We start from the raw sequence: 18812 nt of genomic DNA on the forward strand, positions 1-18812 counted from the left end.
TCAGTCCGGACGGACGCGGATCAGGCCTTCCTGCGCGGTGGAAGCCACGAGCACGCCGTCGCGTGTGTAGATCATGCCGCGTGCCAGGCCGCGTGCTCCCTGCGACGTCGGGCTGTCGAAGGAGTAGAGCAGCCAGTCGTCGATACGGAACGGGCGATGGAACCACAGCGCGTGATCCAGGCTCGCCATCTGCATGTTGCGCGTTAGGTACGAGATCCCGTGGGGCAGGGTGGCGGTGCCGATCAGATGGAAGTCCGAGGCATAGGCGAGCAAGGCCTGGTGCAGGCCGAGCGCGTCCCCGATCGGCGCGGTCAGGCGAAACCAGATGTGCTGATAAGGCGGGCGCTTGGCCGGACGCAGTTCGTCGCGCGGCCAGACGTGGCGGAACTCGAAAGGCCCGTCGATGCCTAGCCAGCGCTGGGTTTTCTCCGGCAGACGGCTGAGCTGTTCGGCGGTCATCGACGGCATGGGCTCGACGTCTTCCGGCGCGGGAACCTCGGGCATCGACATCTGGTGTTCGTAGCCGGTCTCCGGCACCTGAAACGAGATGGAGCCGTTGAGGATGGGCTGGCCGTGCTGGATGGCGACGACGCGGCGGGCCGAGAACGAACCACCGTCGCGTGTGCGCTCGACGCTGTAGACGATCGGAGCGTTGATGTCGCCGGCACGCAGGAAGTAGGCGTGCAGCGAGTGGGCCTCCCGGCTCGGGTCCACGGTGCGCTGAGCGGCGGACAGCGCCTGGCCCAGCACCTGGCCGCCGAAGACGAATTTGGTGCCGATGTCCCGGCTCTGGCCGCGGAAGAGGTTGTCTTCGAGACGTTCGAGCTCGAGCAGCTCGACGAGTTCGCCGACGTGGTTGTCCGTCATGGGGTTACCTGGTGTGCGGGGTGGCGACATGGTCGGAAAGTATAACGGGCCTCAGCCTTCGAGCCGCCCGAGGCGGCCGGCGTCGTACGCGCGCGACCACGGGAATTGCGGGCCCGGATCGCGCTTGCGCGGCACGCTGTTTTCCTCATCGTCGCTGGCCGGCACCAGCGCGGTATCGAGGTCTTCGTGGCCGGCGATGTGGCGCAGCGACGGGAAACGGACCACCAGTTCGTCCAGCAGGTCGCGCAGGGCGGCGATCTGCTCGGGCGGGTAGGGCTCGGTCATTTCCTGCTTCGCGGAGTGGAACCAGTCCGGGTACCGGCCGAGGTTGACCAGCTCGATGCCGATCGATCGCGGGTTGTAGCCGCGGGTGTGATTGGCCACGCGGTTCGGGTCGACGTAGCAGAGGATCGAGCCATCGCGGTCGATGTAGTAGTGCCCGCTGGCGCCGGTGACGCGATCTTCGTACAGCACGCGCTCGCCGTATTCCCGGGCCATGGCCAGGTCGGGCAGCTCGGTGCAGTGGATGACCACCAGGTCGACGGTGTCGGGCGCCCGCTCGGGGAGCAGGCGTTCATAGGGCAGGGGGGCGTAAAGTATGTCGATCATGGCGCTTTGATAACATAGGCGGTCATTCCGCGTACGGAGTCCGCCATGCGCGGCAACATCATTCTCTCCCACGGGTCCGATTCCGGTCCCGACGCCACCAAGGTCAGCGCGCTGGCCGCCGTGGCCGAATCGCTCGGCTGGACCACGGTCCGCCCCGATTACCGCGACGACGACGCCCTCGGCCATGCCGGTTGCGTCGATCCGCGTCTGGCACGCCTGGCCGAGGCGGTCGCCGCGTCGCCCGCGCCGCCGGTCCTCGTCGGGTCCAGCATGGGCGCGTTCGTCTCCGGCCTGGCCTCGCTGGACGCCCCGGTCGCCGGTCTGTTCCTGCTGGCCCTGCCGGCACGCATCCCCGGCTACGGTCGCGCGTTCGCCACCGCCACCGGCGTGCCGTCGTTCCTCATCCATGGCTATGCGGACGACGTCTGCCCCGTCGATGAGGCCATCGGCTACGCCCGTGCCCACGCGTCGCCGCTGCTGCTGGTGCAGGACGACCATCGCCTGAGCGATTCGCTGCCCGATATCGAGGCCGAGTTCCGCCGTTTCCTCGGAGGCCTGGCATGAGCCACTTCTTCGCAACCTGCCCCAAGGGTCTGGAGTACCTGCTCAAGGACGAACTGATCGCTCTCGGCGCCGGTGACGTCCGCGAGGCGCTGGCGGGCGTGTCGTTCACCGGCAGCATCGAGACGGCCTACCGGGCCTGCCTGTGGTCGCGTATGGCCAGCCGGGTGCTGCTGCCGCTGGCCGAGTTCGACGCCGCCGATCAGGACGCCCTGTACGCCGGTGTGCAGGACATCGACTGGTCCGAACATCTGGCGCCGCACGGCACCATGGCCGTGGACGCCAACACGGCGCAGAGCAAGCTCAACCACAGCCAGTTCATCGCGTTGAAGACCAAGGACGCCATCGTCGACCAGTTCCGCGCCGCCAGCGGCGCGCGCCCCGATGTGGATCCGGAAGAACCCGATCTGCGCGTCAACGTGCGCCTGCGCCGCGACCGCGCCACCCTGTCCATCGACCTTTCGGGTCTGCCGCTGCATCGCCGTAACTGGCGCGAGCAGCAGGGCGAGGCTCCGCTGAAGGAGAATCTCGCCGCCGCCATGCTCGTCCGTGCCCAGTGGCCGCGGATCTACGCCGAAGGCGGCGCGCTGGTCGACCCGATGTGCGGCTCGGGCACTCTCCTGATCGAGGGCGCCCTGATGGCTGCCGACGTCGCGCCGGGCTTGCGTCGCGACTACTTCGGTTTTCTCGGCTGGGCAAAGCACGACTATTCGCTGTGGCGCACGATTTACGACGAGGCCAGGGCTCGCGCCGAGGAAGGCCTGCGCGCCCTGCGTCCGGTGTTCTTCGGCAGCGATTCGGATGCGCACATGGTCCAGACCGCGAAGCGCAATGCGCAGAGCGCGGGCGTCGCCGGTTTCGTTCATCTGGACAAGCGCGACGCCGTGCATGTCGCGCCGCCGCCGGAGACCCCGCTGGGTCTGGTCATCACCAACCCGCCTTACGGCGAGCGTCTGGGCGACCGCGCCGAGTTGCCGGTGCTCTACCGCGACCTCGGCCAGGCGCTGAAGGATCGTTTCCAGGGCTGGCGTGCCGCCATTCTGGCCGGTGACGAGGAGCTGGGCCGCGCCCTCCGCCTCAGCCCGGACAAGCGCTACGTGCTGTTCAACGGCGCGCTCGAGACGCCGCTGCTGACCTTCGCGCTGCGCCCGCGCGATGCGGCGCCCCGCGAGGCCAGGCCGTTGTCGGCCGGCGCGGAGATGCTGAAGAACCGTCTCGAGAAGAACGTCCGCCATTTGCGCAAGCGGCTGACCCGCGAGGGCATTACCTGCTGGCGCGCATACGACCAGGACCTGCCGGAGTACGCGGCGGCGATCGACGTCTACGAGGACTGGCTGCACATCCAGGAATACAAGGCGCCGCAGGACGTGCCGGTCGATGTGGCACGCATCCGCATGCGCGAGATCGGTCGCGTGGCCAGCGAAGTCTTCGGGATTCCCCGCGAGCGGATCGCCGTGAAGACGCGCGAGCGCGGCAAGGGCGGCTCCAAATACGGTCAGTTCGACCAGAAGGGCGAATTTGTCGAAGTGGGTGAGGGCGGCCTGCGCTTCCTGATCAACCCGACCGACTACCTCGACACGGGCCTGTTCCTCGATCACCGCCTGGTCCGGGCCAAGATCCGTGAGCTTGCCCCCGGTAAGCATTTTCTCAACCTGTTTGCGTATACGGGTACGGCCAGCGTCTACGCGGCGGCCGGCGACGCGCGCGACACGACGACGGTCGACCTGTCGGGCACCTACCTCGATTGGGCATCGCGTAATCTCGCGCTGAACGGCTTTGAGGGCGCACGTCACCGGCTCGTGCAGGAAGATTCCCTTACGTTCCTCGAGAAGCGCTCGATGCAGTACGGGCTGATCTACGTCGACCCGCCGACGTTCTCCAATTCCAAGCGGGCCGACGACTTCGACGTCCAGCGTGATCACGTCAAGCTGTTGATGCTCTGCCTGGACCGCCTGTTGCCGGACGGGGTCATTGTTTTTTCGAACAATTTCCGCCGGTTCCAGCTTGACAAAGCCGCCCTCGAACCCCATTTCTCCATTGAAGACTGGAGTGCTCCCAGCATCCCGTTCGACTTCGCCCGCCGCCACAACATCCATGGCTGCTGGCTGCTTCGGAAGCCGTACGTGAATCCGTGGAAAACGTGAATTGAGAGTGTAGAAAACTTCAGATTGGATTCAGTGGCAGAGCGCGAATCTGCGCTCAACACCCGGAGGTAACTGTCATGAAAGGTAAGTTCGTAAAGTCCGCCCTCGTCCTCGCCGCTGCGGGTCTGATGGCGTTCGCTCCCGGCGCGTTCGCGCGTGGTGGGTATTACGGCGGCTACCATGGTGGCGGTTACGGCTACCACGGCGGTGGTTACTATGGCGGTCGTGGCGGTTATTACGGTCGCGGTCACTACGACCACGCCGGCCGCTGGATCGCTGGCGCGATCGTCGCCGGTGCGGTGGTGGGTCTGGTCGCGAACGCGACGGCACCGCGCACCGTCGTGTACGACAACGGCCCGACGTATTACGCGCCGCGCCGCACGGTGGTTTACGAGGACGCGCCGCCGGTGGTGACCCGCCGCGTGACCACCACGACCACCTATGTGGACGATGGTTACGGTGGCACGCGCTACATCCGCGACGACGGGTATTGATCGTCGGCAGTCGCTGAATCAGCAGTCGCTGAAACGTTAAGAGAGAGGCCCGGCATTGCCGGGCCTCTTTTTTTGGTCCGCTCTGGAAGACGGTCGCGCTGGAGACAGCTGAGGGCCAGTGAGCGGACCGGGTCACGTCAGCGCACGGCCCCATTCGGCTCCGCGCCCGACCCACGCCGCTTCGCCTTCTTCTTCAGTGTCTCGAACTGCGCCTTGTCGATGGTCTCCACCGACTGGATCTGGCACGGCGGATCGTCTCGTCGCACGATCTTCTCGTCGATCCCGCCGCAGATGCGCATCTCGCCCATGGCCTTGTCGCTGTTGGACGATTTGAAGTGGATGCCTCCCCCAAGATCCATGCGCGGGCAGTCCGTACTGGTCTTGATGAGGAAGTGATTGGGCCCATTGCGCACGGCCACCGTACGGGCGTCGGCGACGGCCCATTCGTTGATACGGTCGGTACGCATGCAGTCGTTGAATGGAAGCTCGTTGCGCGGAACTGGCGGGGCGTTCTGGGCATGCGCGGACGAGGCACAGGCAAGCAGCACGGAAGCGGCGATCAGGGTGCGGACATTCACGGCGTGGTCCTCCGGGGGAATGTCTCACGTTAAGCCCGAAACGGCCTGGAAGCGAGAGGGGACAGGGCCGGGTGCACCTTTCGTTAAGGTCGTGAAGGGGTGTGCTCACATTCGTTGAACGTTTGCTCGGCCATCCTTTCCGTCATGACTGACGCTCTTTCGGCCGCACAGGAGGCCAGCGCATGATGGTCCGCCCGCTTGGCCTCGAAACCCCCTCATCGGCCCCCGCGGATCTAGCACAGCGCTACCTTGGCGTCCGCCATCGCACTATGGCACTGGCGGCCCGGCTGCGACCCGAAGATACCGTGATCCAGTCCATGCCGGATGCGAGCCCCACGAAGTGGCATCTCGCCCATACGACCTGGTTCTTCGAGCAGTTCATCCTGGCTCGTGACCCGGCGTATGTTTCGCCCCATCCGGAATGGCACTATCTGTTCAATTCGTACTACCAGTCGGTCGGTCCGATGCACGCGCGTCCGCGCCGCGGCATGATCACCCGGCCGGGTCTGGACGAGGTGCTGGATTATCGATCCCGCGTGGACGAGGCCATTGCCGGGCGCATCCAGCGCGGTGACGACGAGGCCTTGTCGATGCTGATCGAGCTCGGTTGCCAGCACGAGCAGCAGCATCAGGAACTGCTGCTCACCGATATCAAACATGCGTTCTCGCAGAACCCCCTGGAGCCAGCCTTCGCTCCGGATGCGCCGCGCGCGCTTTCCGTTGCGGCTCCCGCCCTGCGCTACATTCCCTTCGACGAAGGCGTCGTCAAGATCGGCTACGAGGGCGAGGGCTTCCATTTCGACAATGAGGGCCCGCGCCATCGCGCGTACCGGCAGGCCGGTTCGCTGGCGAATCGTCCTGTCACCAACGCCGAGTACCTCGCTTTCATTCAGGACGGCGGTTATCGCGACGCCATGCTGTGGCTGTCCGATGGTTGGGCGACGGTCAATGCGGAAGGCTGGCAGAATCCGTTGTACTGGGACGAGGCCTGCGAGACCGAATTCACCCTGCAGGGCCGACGCGCGATCGACCCGCACGCGCCTGTGTGTCACATCAGCTATTTCGAGGCCGATGCCTTCGCACGCTGGGCCAGCGCTCGCCTGCCGACGGAAGTCGAGTGGGAGACGATGGCTGCCGACGTACCCGTGCGCGGAAACCTTCAGGACAGCGGGGTGTTCCAGCCACGTGCCTCGTCGTTCGAGACCGATCTTGGACAGATGTACGGCGACGTTTGGGAATGGACCATGAGCCCTTATGTCAGTTACCCGGGCTTCCGTCCGCTGGACGGAGCGCTGGGCGAATACAACGGAAAGTTCATGAACGGGCAGTGGATCCTTCGCGGGGGCTCCTGTGCTACGCCCGCCGATCATGTTCGCGCCTCTTACCGCAACTTTTTTCCTCCCCATGCCCGCTGGCAGTTCACGGGGATACGACTGGGAAACGATCGATGAGCGCTCAACCGAAAGACATCCGTGTCGACGACCGCCACCCGGATGTCGAGGACACCCTCGAGACCGTACGCCGCGGCCTCGGGGCGAAGATCAAGAAGCTGCCTTCGCGACTCTTTTATGACGAACGTGGTTCGGCTCTGTTCGAGGCAATCTGCGAACAGCCCGAGTACTACCTCACCCGCACGGAGATCGCGATCATGCGCGATCATGCGGGCGATATCGCCGATGTCATCGGGCCGGACGTGCGTCTGGTCGAGTACGGCAGCGGCAGCGGCATCAAGACGCGCATGCTGCTCGAACACCTCGAGACGCCGGTGGCTTACGTCCCGGTGGAGATCTCTCGCACCGCGCTGATGGAAAGCGTCGCCGAACTTGCGACGCGTTTCCCCAACGTGCCGATGCAGCCGGTGTGTGCCGACTTTACGCAGCCGCTTCGCCTGCCGGTCGCGTCGCGCTCGCCACGTCGCACCGTGATCTATTTTCCGGGGTCGACCATCGGCAATTTCGAGGCGAAGGACGCGGTGAAGATTCTTCGCCAGATGCGTGCCGAGATGAGCGACGGCGGCGGCGTGCTGATCGGCGTCGATCTGAAGAAGGACGTCGCGGAGATCGAGGCGGCCTACAACGACGAGGCAGGCGTCACGCGCGACTTCACCCTCAACATGCTGGTTCGTCTCAACCGGGAAATCGGGACCGACTTCGATGTCGACGCTTTCCGCCACCGCGCGCGTTACAACGTTCTGGCAGGTCGGATCGAGACGTCGCTCGTGAGCACGAAGCAGCAAGTGGTGCACGTGCGCGACGAGGCCTTCAGCTTCCGCGCGGACGAAGCGATGCATGTGGAATACAGCTGCAAGTATTCGCTGGACGATTTCGCGCAGATGGCGAACAAAGCCGGGCTGTCCGTGGCGCAGGTCTGGATGGACGAGGACCGCCGTTTCAGTGTGCAGTATCTGGTCCGGTCGACACCGGTGGTGGCCTGAAGCCAGCGGTAGCTTTGTAGGAGCGCGCCCCGCGCGCGAAAACGGTCTGCGTCGCCGTGTGATGGTGCCGCGCGCTCGATGTCGCGCGCGAGGCGCGCTCCTACAAGGGGTTACGCTAGGTTGGTGGGTTAGCCGGGGCGCCTCGCCCCCAGGGATACCAGCAAGTCCTGCGCCGTGCGAATTCGCTCGGCCGAACCCGGCAGCTCAAGAATGACGCGCAGCTTGTCCTGACCGTCCATCTTGAACACCCGGGGCTGCTGCTGAATCAGCTTGATCAGCGCCATCGGGTCGATATCCGGTTTATCGCGGAAGGTGATACGTCCGCCATTGGCACCGAAGTCCACCTTGCGGATACCCAGCGGCGTCGCCATCAGCTTCAGCTGGGCGACTGCGAACAGACACTTGATCTGATCCGGCAGAAGGCCGAATCGATCGATCATTTCCACCTGCAACTCGCGCAACCCATGTTCGTCGCGCGCGCTGGCGATGCGCTTGTAGAGCGTCAGTCGCGCATGGACATCCGGCAGGTAGTCCTCCGGAATCAGCGCGGGAAGATGCAGTTCGACCTCCGTCTCGTGCTCCGAGGTGAGATCGAAGTCCGGCACTTTGCCCGACTTCAGTGCACGTACGGCGCGGTCGAGCAGTTCCGTGTACAGACCGAAACCGATTTCCTGGATCTGGCCCGATTGTTCTTCGCCGAGCATCTCGCCCGCGCCGCGAATTTCGAGATCGTGCGTGGCGAGCGTGAAGCCGGCGCCGAGTTCTTCCAGCGAGGCCAGCGCTTCGAGACGCTTCTCCGCATCGGCGGTCATCGCCTTGCGGTCGGGCACGATCAGGTACGCGTAGGCGCGGTGATGCGAACGACCGACGCGTCCGCGCAGCTGGTGCAGCTGCGCGAGACCGAAGCGATCGGCGCGGTTGACCACGATGGTGTTGGCGGTCGGGATATCGATGCCGGATTCGATGATGGTCGTCGACACCAGCACGTTGAATCGCTGGCGGTGGAAGTCCGCCATGACCTGTTCGAGGTCGCGCTCCGGCATCTGTCCATGGGCGACGCGAATGCGCGCTTCAGGTACCAGTTCGCCCAGCTCGCGTGCGATGCGCTCGATGGATTCGACTTCGTTGTGCAGGAAGTAGACCTGTCCGCCACGGGCCAGCTCGCGCTGGATCGCTTCTCGGATCAGGGCGGGCTGGTACGTGGAGATCAGTGTGCGCACGGCGGTCCGGTGGGCCGGCGGCGTCGCGATGATCGACAGGTCGCGCAGCCCGCTCATCGCCATGTTGAGCGTGCGCGGGATCGGCGTGGCGGTCAGGGTCAGCAGGTCGACCTCCGCACGCAGTTTCTTCAGCTGCTCTTTCTGGCGGACGCCGAAACGCTGCTCCTCGTCGACGATGACCAGGCCCAGATCCTTGAACCGGATCTCGGGGCCAAGCAGCTTGTGGGTGCCGACGATGACATCGATCTGCCCTTCGGCGAGGCGCTCCAGCGCGCCGTCCACTTCCTTCTTCGACTTGAAGCGCGAGATGACGTCCACCCGGACCGGCCAGTCGGCGAAGCGATCGGCGAAGTTGCGGTAATGCTGCTGGGCGAGCAGGGTGGTGGGCACCAGGACGGCCACCTGTTTGCCGGCCGTCGCGGCGGCGAAAGCGGCGCGGAGTGCCACCTCGGTCTTGCCGAAGCCGACATCGCCGCAGACGACGCGATCCATTGCACGGGGTGCGGCGAGGTCGACGATCACGGAATCGATGGCGGCCTGCTGATCGGGTGTTTCCTCGAAGGGGAAGGTCGCCGCGAATTCCTGGATCATCTGGCGGTCGACCGACAGTGACTGGCCCTGACGCGCCTCGCGCTGCGCGTAGATGCCAAGCAGCTCGGCCGCCACGTCGCGCACCTTTTCGGCGGCCTTCTTGCGCGCACGTTCCCAGGCATCGCCGCCCAGAGAGTGCAGCGGCGCCAGTTCGGGCGCGGTGCCGGTGTAGCGGCTGACCAGGCCCAGCTGGGCCACGGGCACGTAGAGCTTGTCGCCCTTGGCGTACTCGATGGTCAGGAACTCGCCCGGCATATCGCCGACATCGAGCGAAAGCAGGCCCTGATAGCGGCCCACACCGTGGTCGATATGGACGATGGGCGAGCCGATGGACAGCTCGGTCAGGTCCTTGATGATGCTTTCGGGATCGCGGGCGGCACCGGCACGGCGCTTGCGGTCGGTGCGCACACGCTCGCCGAACAGTTCGCGCTCGGTGAGCACGGTGAACGCGGGCCTGGTGATCGCGAAGCCTTGCTCGAGCGAGGCGACCGTAATCGCCAGCTTCTCGTCGCGGGCAAGGAAGTCTTTCCAGCCGTCGAGGATGGCCGGCTTCAGCCCCGCGCCCGCGAGCTGTTCGATCAGGGCTTCGCGGCGGCCGGCGGAATCCGCGGCGATCAGAACGCTGCCCTTGTAGCTGGCGAGGAAGTGCCGCAGCGCGGTGCCAGGTTCTTCGCCCTTGCGGTTGAGCGGCACCTCGGGCGCGGGCTGCGTGCCCAGGTCCACGGCGTGCTCGTGATCGCTGGCCACGACATCCACGCGCACCTGCTTGTTCAGGCGCTCGCGCAGTTGCTCGGGCGGCAGGTAGATCTCGGCCGGCGGCAGCACCGGGCGTTCGATATCGTGCGCGCGCTGGTCATAGCGCTCGGCGGTATGGGTCCAGAACTGCTCCGCCGACGCCAGCGCACCTTCGCCCAGGACGAACATCGCATCGCCCGCGATGTAGTCGAACAGCGTTTCGGTGGCGGGGAAGAAAAGCGGCAGGTAGTACTCGATGCCGCCCGGTGTGACGCCTTCCTTCATGTCCTGATAGAGCGGGCAGCGACGGATGTCGATCGGAAAACGTTCGCGCAGGTTGGCACGAAAGTTTTTGGCGGCGTCTTCGGTCAACGGGAATTCGCGGGCCGGGAGCAGGTCCACGCTGTCGACCTGGTGCGTGGAGCGCTGGGTTTCGGTGTCGAAGCTGCGGATCGACTCGACCTCGTCGTCGAACAGTTCGACGCGATACGGCTCGCTCGCGCCCATGGCATAGATGTCGATCAGCGCGCCGCGCACGGCGAAGTCGCCGGGCTCGGCCACCTGCGGCACGTTGCGGTAGCCGGCGGCTTCGAGGCGACGCTGCTCGGCGCCCAGGTCCAGCTTCTGACCCTTGCGCAGCACCAGGCCGGAGCCGGTGATGTGCGTGCGCGGGGCGATGCGCTGCATCAGGGTCGCCACCGGCACGACCAGCACGCCGCGCCGGGTGCTGGGTAGCCGGTAGAGGGTCGCGATGCGCTGGGAGACGACTTCCGGGTGCGGGCTGAAGACGTCGTAAGGCAGCGTTTCCCAGTCCGGGAAGTGCAGCACGGGCAGTTCGCCCGCGAACACCGCCAGTTCGCTTTCGAGGTTATCGGCGCTGCGGGTGTCGCGGGTGACCACGACCAGCAGGCCTTCGTGCGCGCGCGCCGCCTCGGCGACTTCGAGAGCCCAGGCCGAGCCATGGGGTGTGGCCCAGTAGCGGCGTGTCTTGGCGGTGGCGGGCAGCGGCGGGCGGGTCAGAGCTAGAGGCATGAAGTCGGCTTGGTCGCTTGCGGACAAGCCGACGATTGTACTACCCCGGGGTGAAGCGGCTGGCTAGGCCAGCCTCAGTCCGCGATATCCGGCTCGAAGAAGCTCCACCGCACGTCCTTGAACTCCGCCTTGAAGTCCGCCTCCACGATGTTGATCGCTTCGACCATGGCGCGCGCGGTCGGCGCCGCGGCCATCTTCGCCTTGATCGCCACCATCACCTCGTTGCCCATCTGCACGGTCAGCAGGTTGTAGACCGTGTCGATTTCAGGCCGACCCTGGAGGAAAGCCATCATCTGCACGCGGCGCCTTGGCTCCACGCCCTGGCCGATCAGCAGCGCCTTGACCTCGCGGGCGACCGCGACGGCTACCACGATAAGCAGCACGCCAATGGCGATCGTGCCGATAGCGTCGAATATCAGGTTGCCGGTCAGCATGGTCAGCAACACGGCGATCAGTGCCAGGCAGAGGCCGAGCAGAGCGGCCAGGTCTTCACCGAAGATCACCAGCAGCTCGCTCGCCCGCGTCTCGCGAAACCACTGCCACAGAGGCTGGTCGCCGCGCGCCTTGTTCACTTCCTGCATGCAGCCATGCATGGAAACGCCTTCGGTGATGATGGAAAACACCAGCACGCCGACGGCCAGCCATGCCCATTTGAGCGGCTCGGGATGGGTGAGCTTATGGACGCCCTCGTAAACCGAGAACATGCCGCCCACGCTGAAAAGCAGGATGGCGACGAGAAAAGACCAGAAATACAGCGCACGCCCCCAGCCCAGTGGGTACTCGGACGACGGCGGCCGCTTGGCCTGCTTCATGCCGAGCAGCAACAGGCCCTGGTTGCCGCAATCGGCGAGCGAATGCACCGCTTCCGCGAGCATCGCACCGGATCCGGTAAAGAGGGCCGCGACGAGCTTGGCGACGAAAATGGCGAAGTTGGCGCCAAGCGCGAGAAAAATCGCGCGCTTCGAATCGGAATGTCCCGACATGTGATCCCTGTCCCGGTAAGTGATCGAAAGATCTTACCGTATGACGCCGACACCCACGCCGAAACTGATGTTCGGGTGGCCACCCGACATTTCCTTGGCCGTCCACACGTGCGACTGGTTAACCGAAACCAATGGGAAGGTGTAAGACGCCTGCCCGACATTGGACGCGCGCGTGCCATTCAGGCGACCCGCGACCGTCACCAGGCCGCCGGCCGGGTAGTCGAGGCTTTCGACGTAGCCAGGCATGGCGGCGATAAACCGGCCGTTGCCGGTGTCGTTCGCCTGCGGCCGCTGCGAACCATCGAGCGGATAGGCGAGGATCTCGATCTCGCTGTGGTCGGCAAAGTTGCTGACCCTGACGATGCGGCCACCCCAGATCACGTCCGAGTTGCCGTAGCGTTCCGGCTCGCGCGCCACCTGGGAGGGCGGCACGGCGGCGTTGTTTGCGGTGGCCTTGTAAATCGGCGCCGGCGCGCAGGCGGACAGCGCGAGGGTGAGCAGGGCGGCAGGAACGGCTAAACGAACGATGGTCGGGCGCATGGGTCGGCTCCTGGCATGTATCGCCAATTTAGCGCCGACGGACTGAACGGGGCGCGTGCGGACTGTGGGCAGGCTCTTCATCCTTGCCTTCTTCCACCAGCCAGGTCAGCCGGTATTCGGATTCGCCCGGCTTCCCCAAAAGCTTCGGCAGCAGCTTGAGCGAATCGCGGATCGTTTCATCGAGTTTCCACGGCGCATTCACGATCGCGATACCCGTGCCGTTGAGACGCAGCGGGGAGTCGTCGGGACGCAGCAGCAGTTCGGCGACCAGGACGCGTTTGGCGCCACACTTGGTCAGCCAGCGATGGAACGGCTGCACGTGGCTGCGCAGCTTGATCGGGTACCAGACCGCGTAGACGCCGGTCGGCCACTTTTCCAGCGCGGCCTTGAGCGTCTTCTCGATGATGCGGAACTCGGCTTCCTGAGCCTCGAACGGCGGATCGATCAGGACCAGGCCGCGTTTTTCTTTCGGCGGAACGAAGGCTTTCATCGCCTCGTAGCCATCACGCTCATGCACATGGATGCGCTTGTCGTGGTGGAACAGCTGGCGGAGTGCGCCTGACTCGTCATTGCGTACGTCGACCATCTGCGCCGAGTCGGTCTCACGCATCAGATGAGCGGCGATCCACGGCGAGCCGGGATAGAAGCGCAGCGAGTCGCTGCCTTCGTTCAACGCGCGGACGATCTCGAGGTACTTCCACAGCAGGGGCGGCAGGCCGGAGGCGGTCTTGAGGACGCCGAAGCCTTCGTCGGCCTCGGCGGTCTTGCGCGCCTCGTTGCCTTGCAGGTCGTATCGACCGCTGCCGGCGTGAGTGTCGATGTAGCAGAAGGGCGACGCCTTCTGCTTCAGCGAGTCGATCAGGGCCACGAGCACCATGTGCTTGAGGACATCGGCAAAGTTGCCGGCATGGTAGGCGTGGCGATAATTCATCGGGGGATTATAGCGGCCAAAAGCCGCCAATCCCCATGTAGGAGCGCGACCTGCGCGCGACTCCTCGTGCGCGCGATTCCTCATGCGCGCGATGCCCCTCAATACGCGAAGGTCACCCGCTTCTTCACCGCATCGCCCTTCTCAATCCGGTCCAGCACGCCGATGGCAAAGTCAGCGGTCGAAATCCGGCTGTGCCCGTCACCATCCACAAGCAACTGATCGCCACCTACCCGGAAGCTCCCCTTGCGTTCACCCGGTGCGATCTCCGCCGCCGGGCTGATGTAAGTCCAGTCCACACGGGCATCGCTGCCGCGGAACGCCTTCAGCGCCTCGATCTGCGAGTTCGCCGAGGCCTTCCAGGCTTCCGGAAAGTTCGGGTCGTCGATCACGCGCACGCCCGGTGCGGTCTCCAGGCTGCCCGCGCCACCGACCCAGGCGAAGCGCTTCACACCGGCCGCCGCGAGTGCGTCGAGCAACGCGGTCGCCTGCTTCGGCACATTGGCCGGCGTGGCATGGTCGTTCAGGCTGGCGATGGCGGCATCGGCCCCGGCAAGGGCGGGGGCAAACGAGGTGGCGTCGGCCACGTCACCTTTGACGACCTCGAGCTTCGGGTTCTTCGTGGCCAGTTTCGCAGGATCGCGAACGACGGCGGTGACCTCATGCCCGCGGGCCAGAGCCTCGTCGAGGATCACGTTGCCGATGTTGCCGGTGGCGCCGAACAGAACGATCTTCATGGGAATGGCCTTGGTGTCGGAAGTCAGGCAGCTAGGATGCGCCGGCGATCGTTTCCGAAAAACGCCCCACCGCGCAATTCATCGTAAAGTATCGCTTTACGACAGGGACCGACTCATGGCCGCCGCCGACGTCAATCTGAACCGCCTGGCCGTCTTCGTCGCCCTCGTCAGGGCGGGGTCCTTCACCGCCGCGGCCGGGCAGCTGGGGACGACCAAGGCCATGGTCAGCCAGCACCTGGCAAAGCTGGAAGACGAGCTCGGCGTCGCGTTGATGGTGCGCAGCACGCGGCGGATGGCGCTGACCGACGCCGGTGAGCGCTTCCACGAAGACTGCGCCCGCATTCTCGCCGATGCCGAAGATGCGATCACCCGGCTGGGCGAGTGCCGTGACACGCCGATGGGCGTGCTTCGCGTCACGGCTGCCAGCGACCATGGCACCACCGTCGTCGCCCCGGCGCTCGCCGAGTTCGCCGAGCGCTATCCGCAGGTGAGGGTGGAACTGGTCGTCACCGACACCGTGTCCGATCTGATCGCCGAGCGGTTCGATCTGGCCATCCGTATCGGCTGGCTGCGCGACTCGAGCCTGCGTGCCGCCCGGCTGGCCGCCTTCCGCGAATGCCTCGTCGCCTCGCCGGCCTATCTGGAAAAATACGGTACGCCATCGGTCCCCGGCGACCTCGCCACGCATCGCTGGATCGCCGTCACGGTGCTGGCTTCGCCGACGCGATGGACCTTCACCGATGGCCACGGCGATGAGTACTCGGTACAGACCCGTGTCATCGCCAGTGCCAACAGCGCGGCCGTCGCCTATCGTTTCGTGCTCGAGGGTATGGGCATATCGGTGCTGCCCGACTACGTCGTCAATGCCGATCTCGCATCGGGGCGACTGGTCGCATTGCTTCCTGGCTTCACGCTTCCCGAAGGCGGTGTGCATGCGGTCTATCCAGGTCGCCAGCCGCCGGTGAAAGTGCGTGCGTTCATCGACCTGCTGAAGGAGCGCCTGGCATCGGATCGGCCCGGTGCCGGATAGCGGATTCAGCGGTAAAGCTTGCCCAGATCGACGGTTTTTGCGCGAATGACCTGCATGTCCGCATCGACCAGGTCCGATGGGGTGAGATCGCGACCGAAGAACCGTCGCAGGATTTCCCTGGGCGGCGCATCGAAACCCACTGCCATCATCGCCGCATAGCGTTTCTGAAAGTCGTGCGGGTCCTTTGTCGCCATGGCGAACATCTTCGTCGCGACGAGGCCGGCGTAGAGGTAGTTGGCGAGGTAAAGCGGGTCCTGAAACATCAGGCGTTTTCCGATCCATGCATGTTTCAGTTCCGGGTCGATGCCGGGCCAGATCTCGAAGCGGCTGGTAACGGCGAGCGTCAGGGCATCGAGATCGGCTGCGCCACGGACCTTTCCGCTCGTCACGCCGTCATAGATCGACTCTTCCAGCTGCGCTTCCTCAGCGGACGTGAAAATCTCAAAGGTCATCTCGTCGAGCTGAGCTTGCAGGAAGTACGCCCGGGTCGATGTATCGGGTGCGTGTCTGTAGAGATACTCGTAGAACAGCATCTCGTTGAGAATGGCCAGGGCTTCGTGCATCCAGCTGGGGCCGTGGTTGTAGAAGGCGGACACGCCGTGCGCGCTCATCAGCTCGCTATGCAGTGCATGCCCGCCTTCGTGCGCGACCACACTCGCGCCCTTGAGGCTCGAGTCCCATTGCCCCAGAAACAGGCCCGGCGGGACGCCAGAGGCCGCGATCGAAAACGCATCGTTTACGCGGTTTCCGCTCGCGGCGGCAAGATCGGTACGATGCGCGGCCGGGTCGAGTAAGGCGGTAAAGCGCGCCACGTAGTCACGCCCCAGGGGCGCGAGCGCGGCCGGGACGGTGAGACGGATTCGTTCGTAATCGAAGGTCGGAATCGTGAAGCCCTGGGGCGGCAAGCTCATGTCCCAGCTATGCACATCGGCGATCGCCGCGCTGCGACCGATCTGGCTGGCGCGCAGGCGCTGATAATCCATAAGGACCGACGCGTTTCGCTGCACGGCGAGCGCTGTCGCATCGACGTCCGCACGATCGAACTGGCGCGAAAAATAGGCGGCGTCGGGTGCATCGGCGAAGTGCTCCAGGTGCGCGGTGCGGTCATTGATTCGCACCACGCCGATAAGCAAGGCCGCATAGGTCTCCGCGTTGGCTGCGGTCGCTGCCTGCCGCTGCCGCCAGGCCTGTTGCCGGATCTCGCGACTGGCATTCGCGCCGAGCCGATCCGCGTCCTTGCCTGCATCGAGGTCGCCGTCAGCCGTGTGCACGCTGCCGTAGACGGTGGCACGCCGCGTCTTCTGGTAGGTGTTCCACAGCGCGGTGCTTCCCTCGTCGGCGAGGTCGTCCACGATCGTTTGCTCCGCGGGTGGCAACTCGTGGGGCAGCCCGCGGACGGCGCGGTCCAGAACGTAGGCATAGTGCGTGAGCGCTGGCTCCGACTTCGCTGCGTTATCGAATCCCGCTTTGCCAACGCTTCGCAGTGAGCTCTTGACCTTGGCCATGAGCGTGTTCCCGTCGTTCTGCGATGAGCGGTAGGCATCGGCGGCGTCATGATCGTCGATATCGAGCGAAGCACGAAGATGAAGGTAGGCCATGTGCCGCTGGTTATCGGTCAGCAGGCTCTCCGTGCGCCTGAGGTACGCGAGCAGATCACCAGGCGGCGGTGAGGCAAGTACGGGCAGCTCGGCAATCTCCGTTTCGAGCGCGCTGCGTGCGGCGGTCTCGGTCGTGGGCGACGCAAAATAGAGCGTCGGATCGATCCGATACGTCTCGGCGACGGCGAGGCCGGGCACCGAGAGGAGGAGGGCGGTGATCAGGTGGTATGAGCGCATGGCCGCACCGTAGCAAGCGCTGCCGGTCAATGCTTTACTCTGATTAGCGTCGTTTCCCCGGGTTAGCGGACGGCCTGTCGCCAGGCGGTGGGCGTGGTCGCGTATACCGCACGAAACGAGCGCGAAAACTGGGCTGCCCCGGCAAAACCGCACTCCAGGGCGATATCCAGTAGCGGCCGGCGCGAGCTGCGTAGAAGCTCGGCAGCGCGATCGACACGAAGGCGGCGCAGATAGTCGCCCATCGTGCATTGATGGACGATGCGAAAGGTGCGCGCGAGGTGCACCGGATGGCGTTCCGCGATCGCTGCCAGTTGCTCGAGCGTGCTTTCGCGCGATGGATCTTCATGGAGGAAGTCGCGTACCCGCCGCAGCCATACGGGCTCCTGGCGTAGGCGCAGGTCCAGCCCTCGCCCGGCGAGCGCCAGAGCCTCGAGCGTCAGTCCCTGGGCCGACAGGGTGGAGAACACATCGCCAACACTGAGTTCGGCGGCAATCCGCTGGCCCAGGCGGAGCAGGTCCGCAGATCGGCGCAACAGCGGCCGGCCGTCGAGCCTGGCCGCGTGTTCGGTGAGCACGTCCGTGGTCGCCGTGTCGGGCGAGAAAATCACCTTCCGAGCCCCTTCGCGACCAAATCGCTGCGCGTGCACGGCGTGGGCCGGGCAGAAGAGCAGGTCGCCGGGATCGTGCTCGTTGGTTTCACCCAGGATGCGCTCTTCATACCGGCCGTCGATGACAAGGCAGAACCAGCCCTCATCATGGGCGTGCAGGTCCATCGATCCATGCGGGGCGTAATACGACACGTGCAGGTCGTTGATCCCACTCACCAAGCATCTCCTGGCCAGAATCCCGCCGAAGAATATGCGCGCACGGAGTGGGCCGGAGCAAGACCCCTCCGTGCGTTGCTCTCCGAATCAGGTCACCTGACTGCCCAGCCGGAGGTTGATCCCCAGGGTCGCCGCCAGCTGGCGCATGTGCTCGTCGTCGCGGGAGGAGGTGATCCAGCCGGCGTACACGTCGTCTTCCTCGGCCTCGCGCGCCCAAAGGGTGTAGCCGTACTGATTGAGCTGGTCGAAGGCGCGGCTGAAGATTTCCGGACCGTCGATGTCCTCGTGAAACTCGTCTTCGCTCGGGTCGCCGTCCCAGTCGATGGTGACATCGCTCCAGCGCGACACCAGCTCCATGATGGCATCGACGAGGGTGCGGGTGTCGTCGGCATCCACCTCGAAACTCGACTGCCAGTCGGTGACTTGCGCCACGATGCGGATGGGGTCGTCGTCGCCCTGGTCCTCGATCTCCGCGCGATACACGGTGAACTGGCGCAGCGCATTCTCCTCGTCGCCGGGATTGATCAGCAGCAACAGCTGCCAGACCTGGGACTCGACGGTGTCCTCGCCTTCTTCATCGTCGTACTCGCGTTCTTCGGGGTAATCGTCGTCGTAGCTCATGGGGAATGGCCTGTGGGATCGGGTGGAATCATCGCACGATGCGCGTCAT

At 65.2% G+C, this 18812-nt stretch carries 17 protein-coding genes; 6 read left to right on the forward strand and 11 right to left on the reverse strand.

Features of this window, described 5'->3' with window-relative positions; genetic code table 11:
• The gene (gene tesB, locus FA87_RS06395) at positions 1 to 867 is read right to left on the reverse strand and encodes an acyl-CoA thioesterase II (RefSeq protein WP_043693155.1); all 867 of its coding nucleotides are present in this window, start codon (positions 865 to 867) and stop codon (positions 1 to 3) included.
• 51 nt (positions 868 to 918) lie between these two features.
• On the reverse strand, positions 919 to 1476 hold the full coding sequence (locus FA87_RS06400) for an N-acetylmuramoyl-L-alanine amidase (RefSeq protein ID WP_043693157.1): 558 nt from the start codon (positions 1474 to 1476) through the stop codon (positions 919 to 921).
• 45 nt (positions 1477 to 1521) lie between these two features.
• Between FA87_RS06400 and FA87_RS06405 the strand changes: the two genes are divergently transcribed.
• The 3 genes from FA87_RS06405 (at position 1522) to FA87_RS06415 (ending at position 4675) form a co-directional block, all read left to right on the forward strand.
• The gene (locus FA87_RS06405) at positions 1522 to 2040 is read left to right on the forward strand and encodes an alpha/beta hydrolase (RefSeq protein ID WP_036114375.1); all 519 of its coding nucleotides are present in this window, start codon (positions 1522 to 1524) and stop codon (positions 2038 to 2040) included.
• A complete protein-coding gene (gene rlmKL / locus FA87_RS06410; protein WP_043693161.1) occupies positions 2037 to 4181 on the forward strand; it encodes a bifunctional 23S rRNA (guanine(2069)-N(7))-methyltransferase RlmK/23S rRNA (guanine(2445)-N(2))-methyltransferase RlmL in 2145 nt (714 codons plus the stop codon). Before FA87_RS06405 ends, rlmKL begins: the two co-directional genes overlap by 4 nt.
• Positions 4182 to 4258: 77 nt before the next feature.
• Positions 4259 to 4675: a hypothetical protein gene (locus tag FA87_RS06415; RefSeq protein ID WP_036114369.1), complete on the forward strand. Its 417-nt coding sequence runs from the start codon at positions 4259 to 4261 to the stop codon at positions 4673 to 4675.
• Between the two features lie 137 nt (positions 4676 to 4812).
• Here FA87_RS06415 and FA87_RS06420 read toward each other — a convergent pair whose 3' ends face one another.
• Complete coding sequence (locus FA87_RS06420) at positions 4813 to 5253, reverse strand: DUF6491 family protein (protein WP_043693165.1); 441 nt, start codon at positions 5251 to 5253, stop codon at positions 4813 to 4815.
• Positions 5254 to 5435: 182 nt separating this feature from the next.
• On the opposite strand from FA87_RS06420, the gene egtB reads away from it, so the two are divergent.
• Both egtB and egtD read left to right on the forward strand, forming a co-directional pair.
• Positions 5436 to 6704, forward strand: a complete 1269-nt coding sequence (egtB, locus tag FA87_RS06425) for an ergothioneine biosynthesis protein EgtB (RefSeq protein WP_239708998.1) — start codon at positions 5436 to 5438, stop codon at positions 6702 to 6704.
• A complete protein-coding gene (egtD, locus tag FA87_RS06430) occupies positions 6701 to 7687 on the forward strand; it encodes an L-histidine N(alpha)-methyltransferase (RefSeq protein ID WP_043693167.1) in 987 nt (328 codons plus the stop codon). Before egtB ends, egtD begins: the two co-directional genes overlap by 4 nt.
• A gap of 128 nt (positions 7688 to 7815) precedes the next feature.
• Here the strand turns inward: egtD and mfd are convergent, their stop codons facing one another.
• The 5 genes from mfd to FA87_RS06455 all read right to left on the reverse strand — a co-directional run bounded on the left by mfd (position 7816) and on the right by FA87_RS06455 (position 14453).
• On the reverse strand, positions 7816 to 11265 hold the full coding sequence (mfd, locus tag FA87_RS06435) for a transcription-repair coupling factor (RefSeq protein ID WP_043693170.1): 3450 nt from the start codon (positions 11263 to 11265) through the stop codon (positions 7816 to 7818).
• A gap of 74 nt (positions 11266 to 11339) precedes the next feature.
• Complete coding sequence (locus FA87_RS06440; RefSeq protein WP_043693172.1) at positions 11340 to 12248, reverse strand: cation diffusion facilitator family transporter; 909 nt, start codon at positions 12246 to 12248, stop codon at positions 11340 to 11342.
• A gap of 33 nt (positions 12249 to 12281) precedes the next feature.
• Positions 12282 to 12788 (reverse strand): Slp family lipoprotein, encoded by a 507-nt coding sequence (locus FA87_RS06445; RefSeq protein ID WP_036114354.1) that lies wholly within the window; start codon positions 12786 to 12788, stop codon positions 12282 to 12284.
• Between the two features lie 28 nt (positions 12789 to 12816).
• A complete protein-coding gene (gene rlmJ, locus FA87_RS06450) occupies positions 12817 to 13719 on the reverse strand; it encodes a 23S rRNA (adenine(2030)-N(6))-methyltransferase RlmJ (protein ID WP_043693175.1) in 903 nt (300 codons plus the stop codon).
• Between the two features lie 98 nt (positions 13720 to 13817).
• Positions 13818 to 14453 carry an NAD(P)H-binding protein gene (locus tag FA87_RS06455; protein WP_043693178.1) on the reverse strand — a complete coding sequence of 212 codons (636 nt, stop codon included), beginning with the start codon at positions 14451 to 14453 and terminating at the stop codon, positions 13818 to 13820.
• Between the two features lie 115 nt (positions 14454 to 14568).
• On the opposite strand from FA87_RS06455, the gene FA87_RS06460 reads away from it, so the two are divergent.
• Positions 14569 to 15483, forward strand: coding sequence for a LysR family transcriptional regulator (locus FA87_RS06460; RefSeq protein WP_043693182.1), 915 nt, complete (start codon positions 14569 to 14571; stop codon positions 15481 to 15483).
• Between the two features lie 5 nt (positions 15484 to 15488).
• On the opposite strand, the gene FA87_RS06465 is transcribed toward FA87_RS06460, so the two are convergent.
• The 3 genes from FA87_RS06465 to FA87_RS06475 form a co-directional block, all read right to left on the reverse strand.
• Positions 15489 to 17318 carry a M3 family metallopeptidase gene (locus FA87_RS06465; protein ID WP_043693186.1) on the reverse strand — a complete coding sequence of 610 codons (1830 nt, stop codon included), beginning with the start codon at positions 17316 to 17318 and terminating at the stop codon, positions 15489 to 15491.
• A gap of 62 nt (positions 17319 to 17380) precedes the next feature.
• Positions 17381 to 18091 carry an AraC family transcriptional regulator gene (locus FA87_RS19815; RefSeq protein ID WP_156128507.1) on the reverse strand — a complete coding sequence of 237 codons (711 nt, stop codon included), beginning with the start codon at positions 18089 to 18091 and terminating at the stop codon, positions 17381 to 17383.
• A gap of 138 nt (positions 18092 to 18229) precedes the next feature.
• Entirely contained in the window at positions 18230 to 18763 is a 534-nt protein-coding gene (locus FA87_RS06475) for a hypothetical protein (RefSeq protein WP_036114338.1), read from the reverse strand.
• Positions 18764 to 18812: the final 49 nt, after the last annotated feature.

Source organism: Luteibacter sp. 9133 (genome assembly GCF_000800155.1).
Classification (GTDB): domain Bacteria; phylum Pseudomonadota; class Gammaproteobacteria; order Xanthomonadales; family Rhodanobacteraceae; genus Luteibacter; species Luteibacter mycovicinus.

Coding starts and splice junctions, on each gene's coding strand:
- FA87_RS06400 (WP_043693157.1), bottom strand. CDS start 1,476: ATGATCGACATACTTTACGCCCCCCTGCCCTATGAACGCCTGCTCCCC.
- egtB (WP_239708998.1), top strand. CDS start 5,436: ATGATGGTCCGCCCGCTTGGCCTCGAAACCCCCTCATCGGCCCCCGCG.
- rlmKL (WP_043693161.1), top strand. CDS start 2,037: ATGAGCCACTTCTTCGCAACCTGCCCCAAGGGTCTGGAGTACCTGCTC.
- mfd (WP_043693170.1), bottom strand. CDS start 11,265: ATGCCTCTAGCTCTGACCCGCCCGCCGCTGCCCGCCACCGCCAAGACA.
- FA87_RS06460 (WP_043693182.1), top strand. CDS start 14,569: ATGGCCGCCGCCGACGTCAATCTGAACCGCCTGGCCGTCTTCGTCGCC.
- FA87_RS06475 (WP_036114338.1), bottom strand. CDS start 18,763: ATGAGCTACGACGACGATTACCCCGAAGAACGCGAGTACGACGATGAA.
- FA87_RS06415 (WP_036114369.1), top strand. CDS start 4,259: ATGAAAGGTAAGTTCGTAAAGTCCGCCCTCGTCCTCGCCGCTGCGGGT.
- tesB (WP_043693155.1), bottom strand. CDS start 867: ATGACGGACAACCACGTCGGCGAACTCGTCGAGCTGCTCGAGCTCGAA.
- FA87_RS06440 (WP_043693172.1), bottom strand. CDS start 12,248: ATGTCGGGACATTCCGATTCGAAGCGCGCGATTTTTCTCGCGCTTGGC.
- egtD (WP_043693167.1), top strand. CDS start 6,701: ATGAGCGCTCAACCGAAAGACATCCGTGTCGACGACCGCCACCCGGAT.
- FA87_RS06405 (WP_036114375.1), top strand. CDS start 1,522: ATGCGCGGCAACATCATTCTCTCCCACGGGTCCGATTCCGGTCCCGAC.
- FA87_RS19815 (WP_156128507.1), bottom strand. CDS start 18,091: ATGGACCTGCACGCCCATGATGAGGGCTGGTTCTGCCTTGTCATCGAC.
- FA87_RS06455 (WP_043693178.1), bottom strand. CDS start 14,453: ATGAAGATCGTTCTGTTCGGCGCCACCGGCAACATCGGCAACGTGATC.
- rlmJ (WP_043693175.1), bottom strand. CDS start 13,719: ATGAATTATCGCCACGCCTACCATGCCGGCAACTTTGCCGATGTCCTC.
- FA87_RS06465 (WP_043693186.1), bottom strand. CDS start 17,318: ATGCGCTCATACCACCTGATCACCGCCCTCCTCCTCTCGGTGCCCGGC.
- FA87_RS06445 (WP_036114354.1), bottom strand. CDS start 12,788: ATGCGCCCGACCATCGTTCGTTTAGCCGTTCCTGCCGCCCTGCTCACC.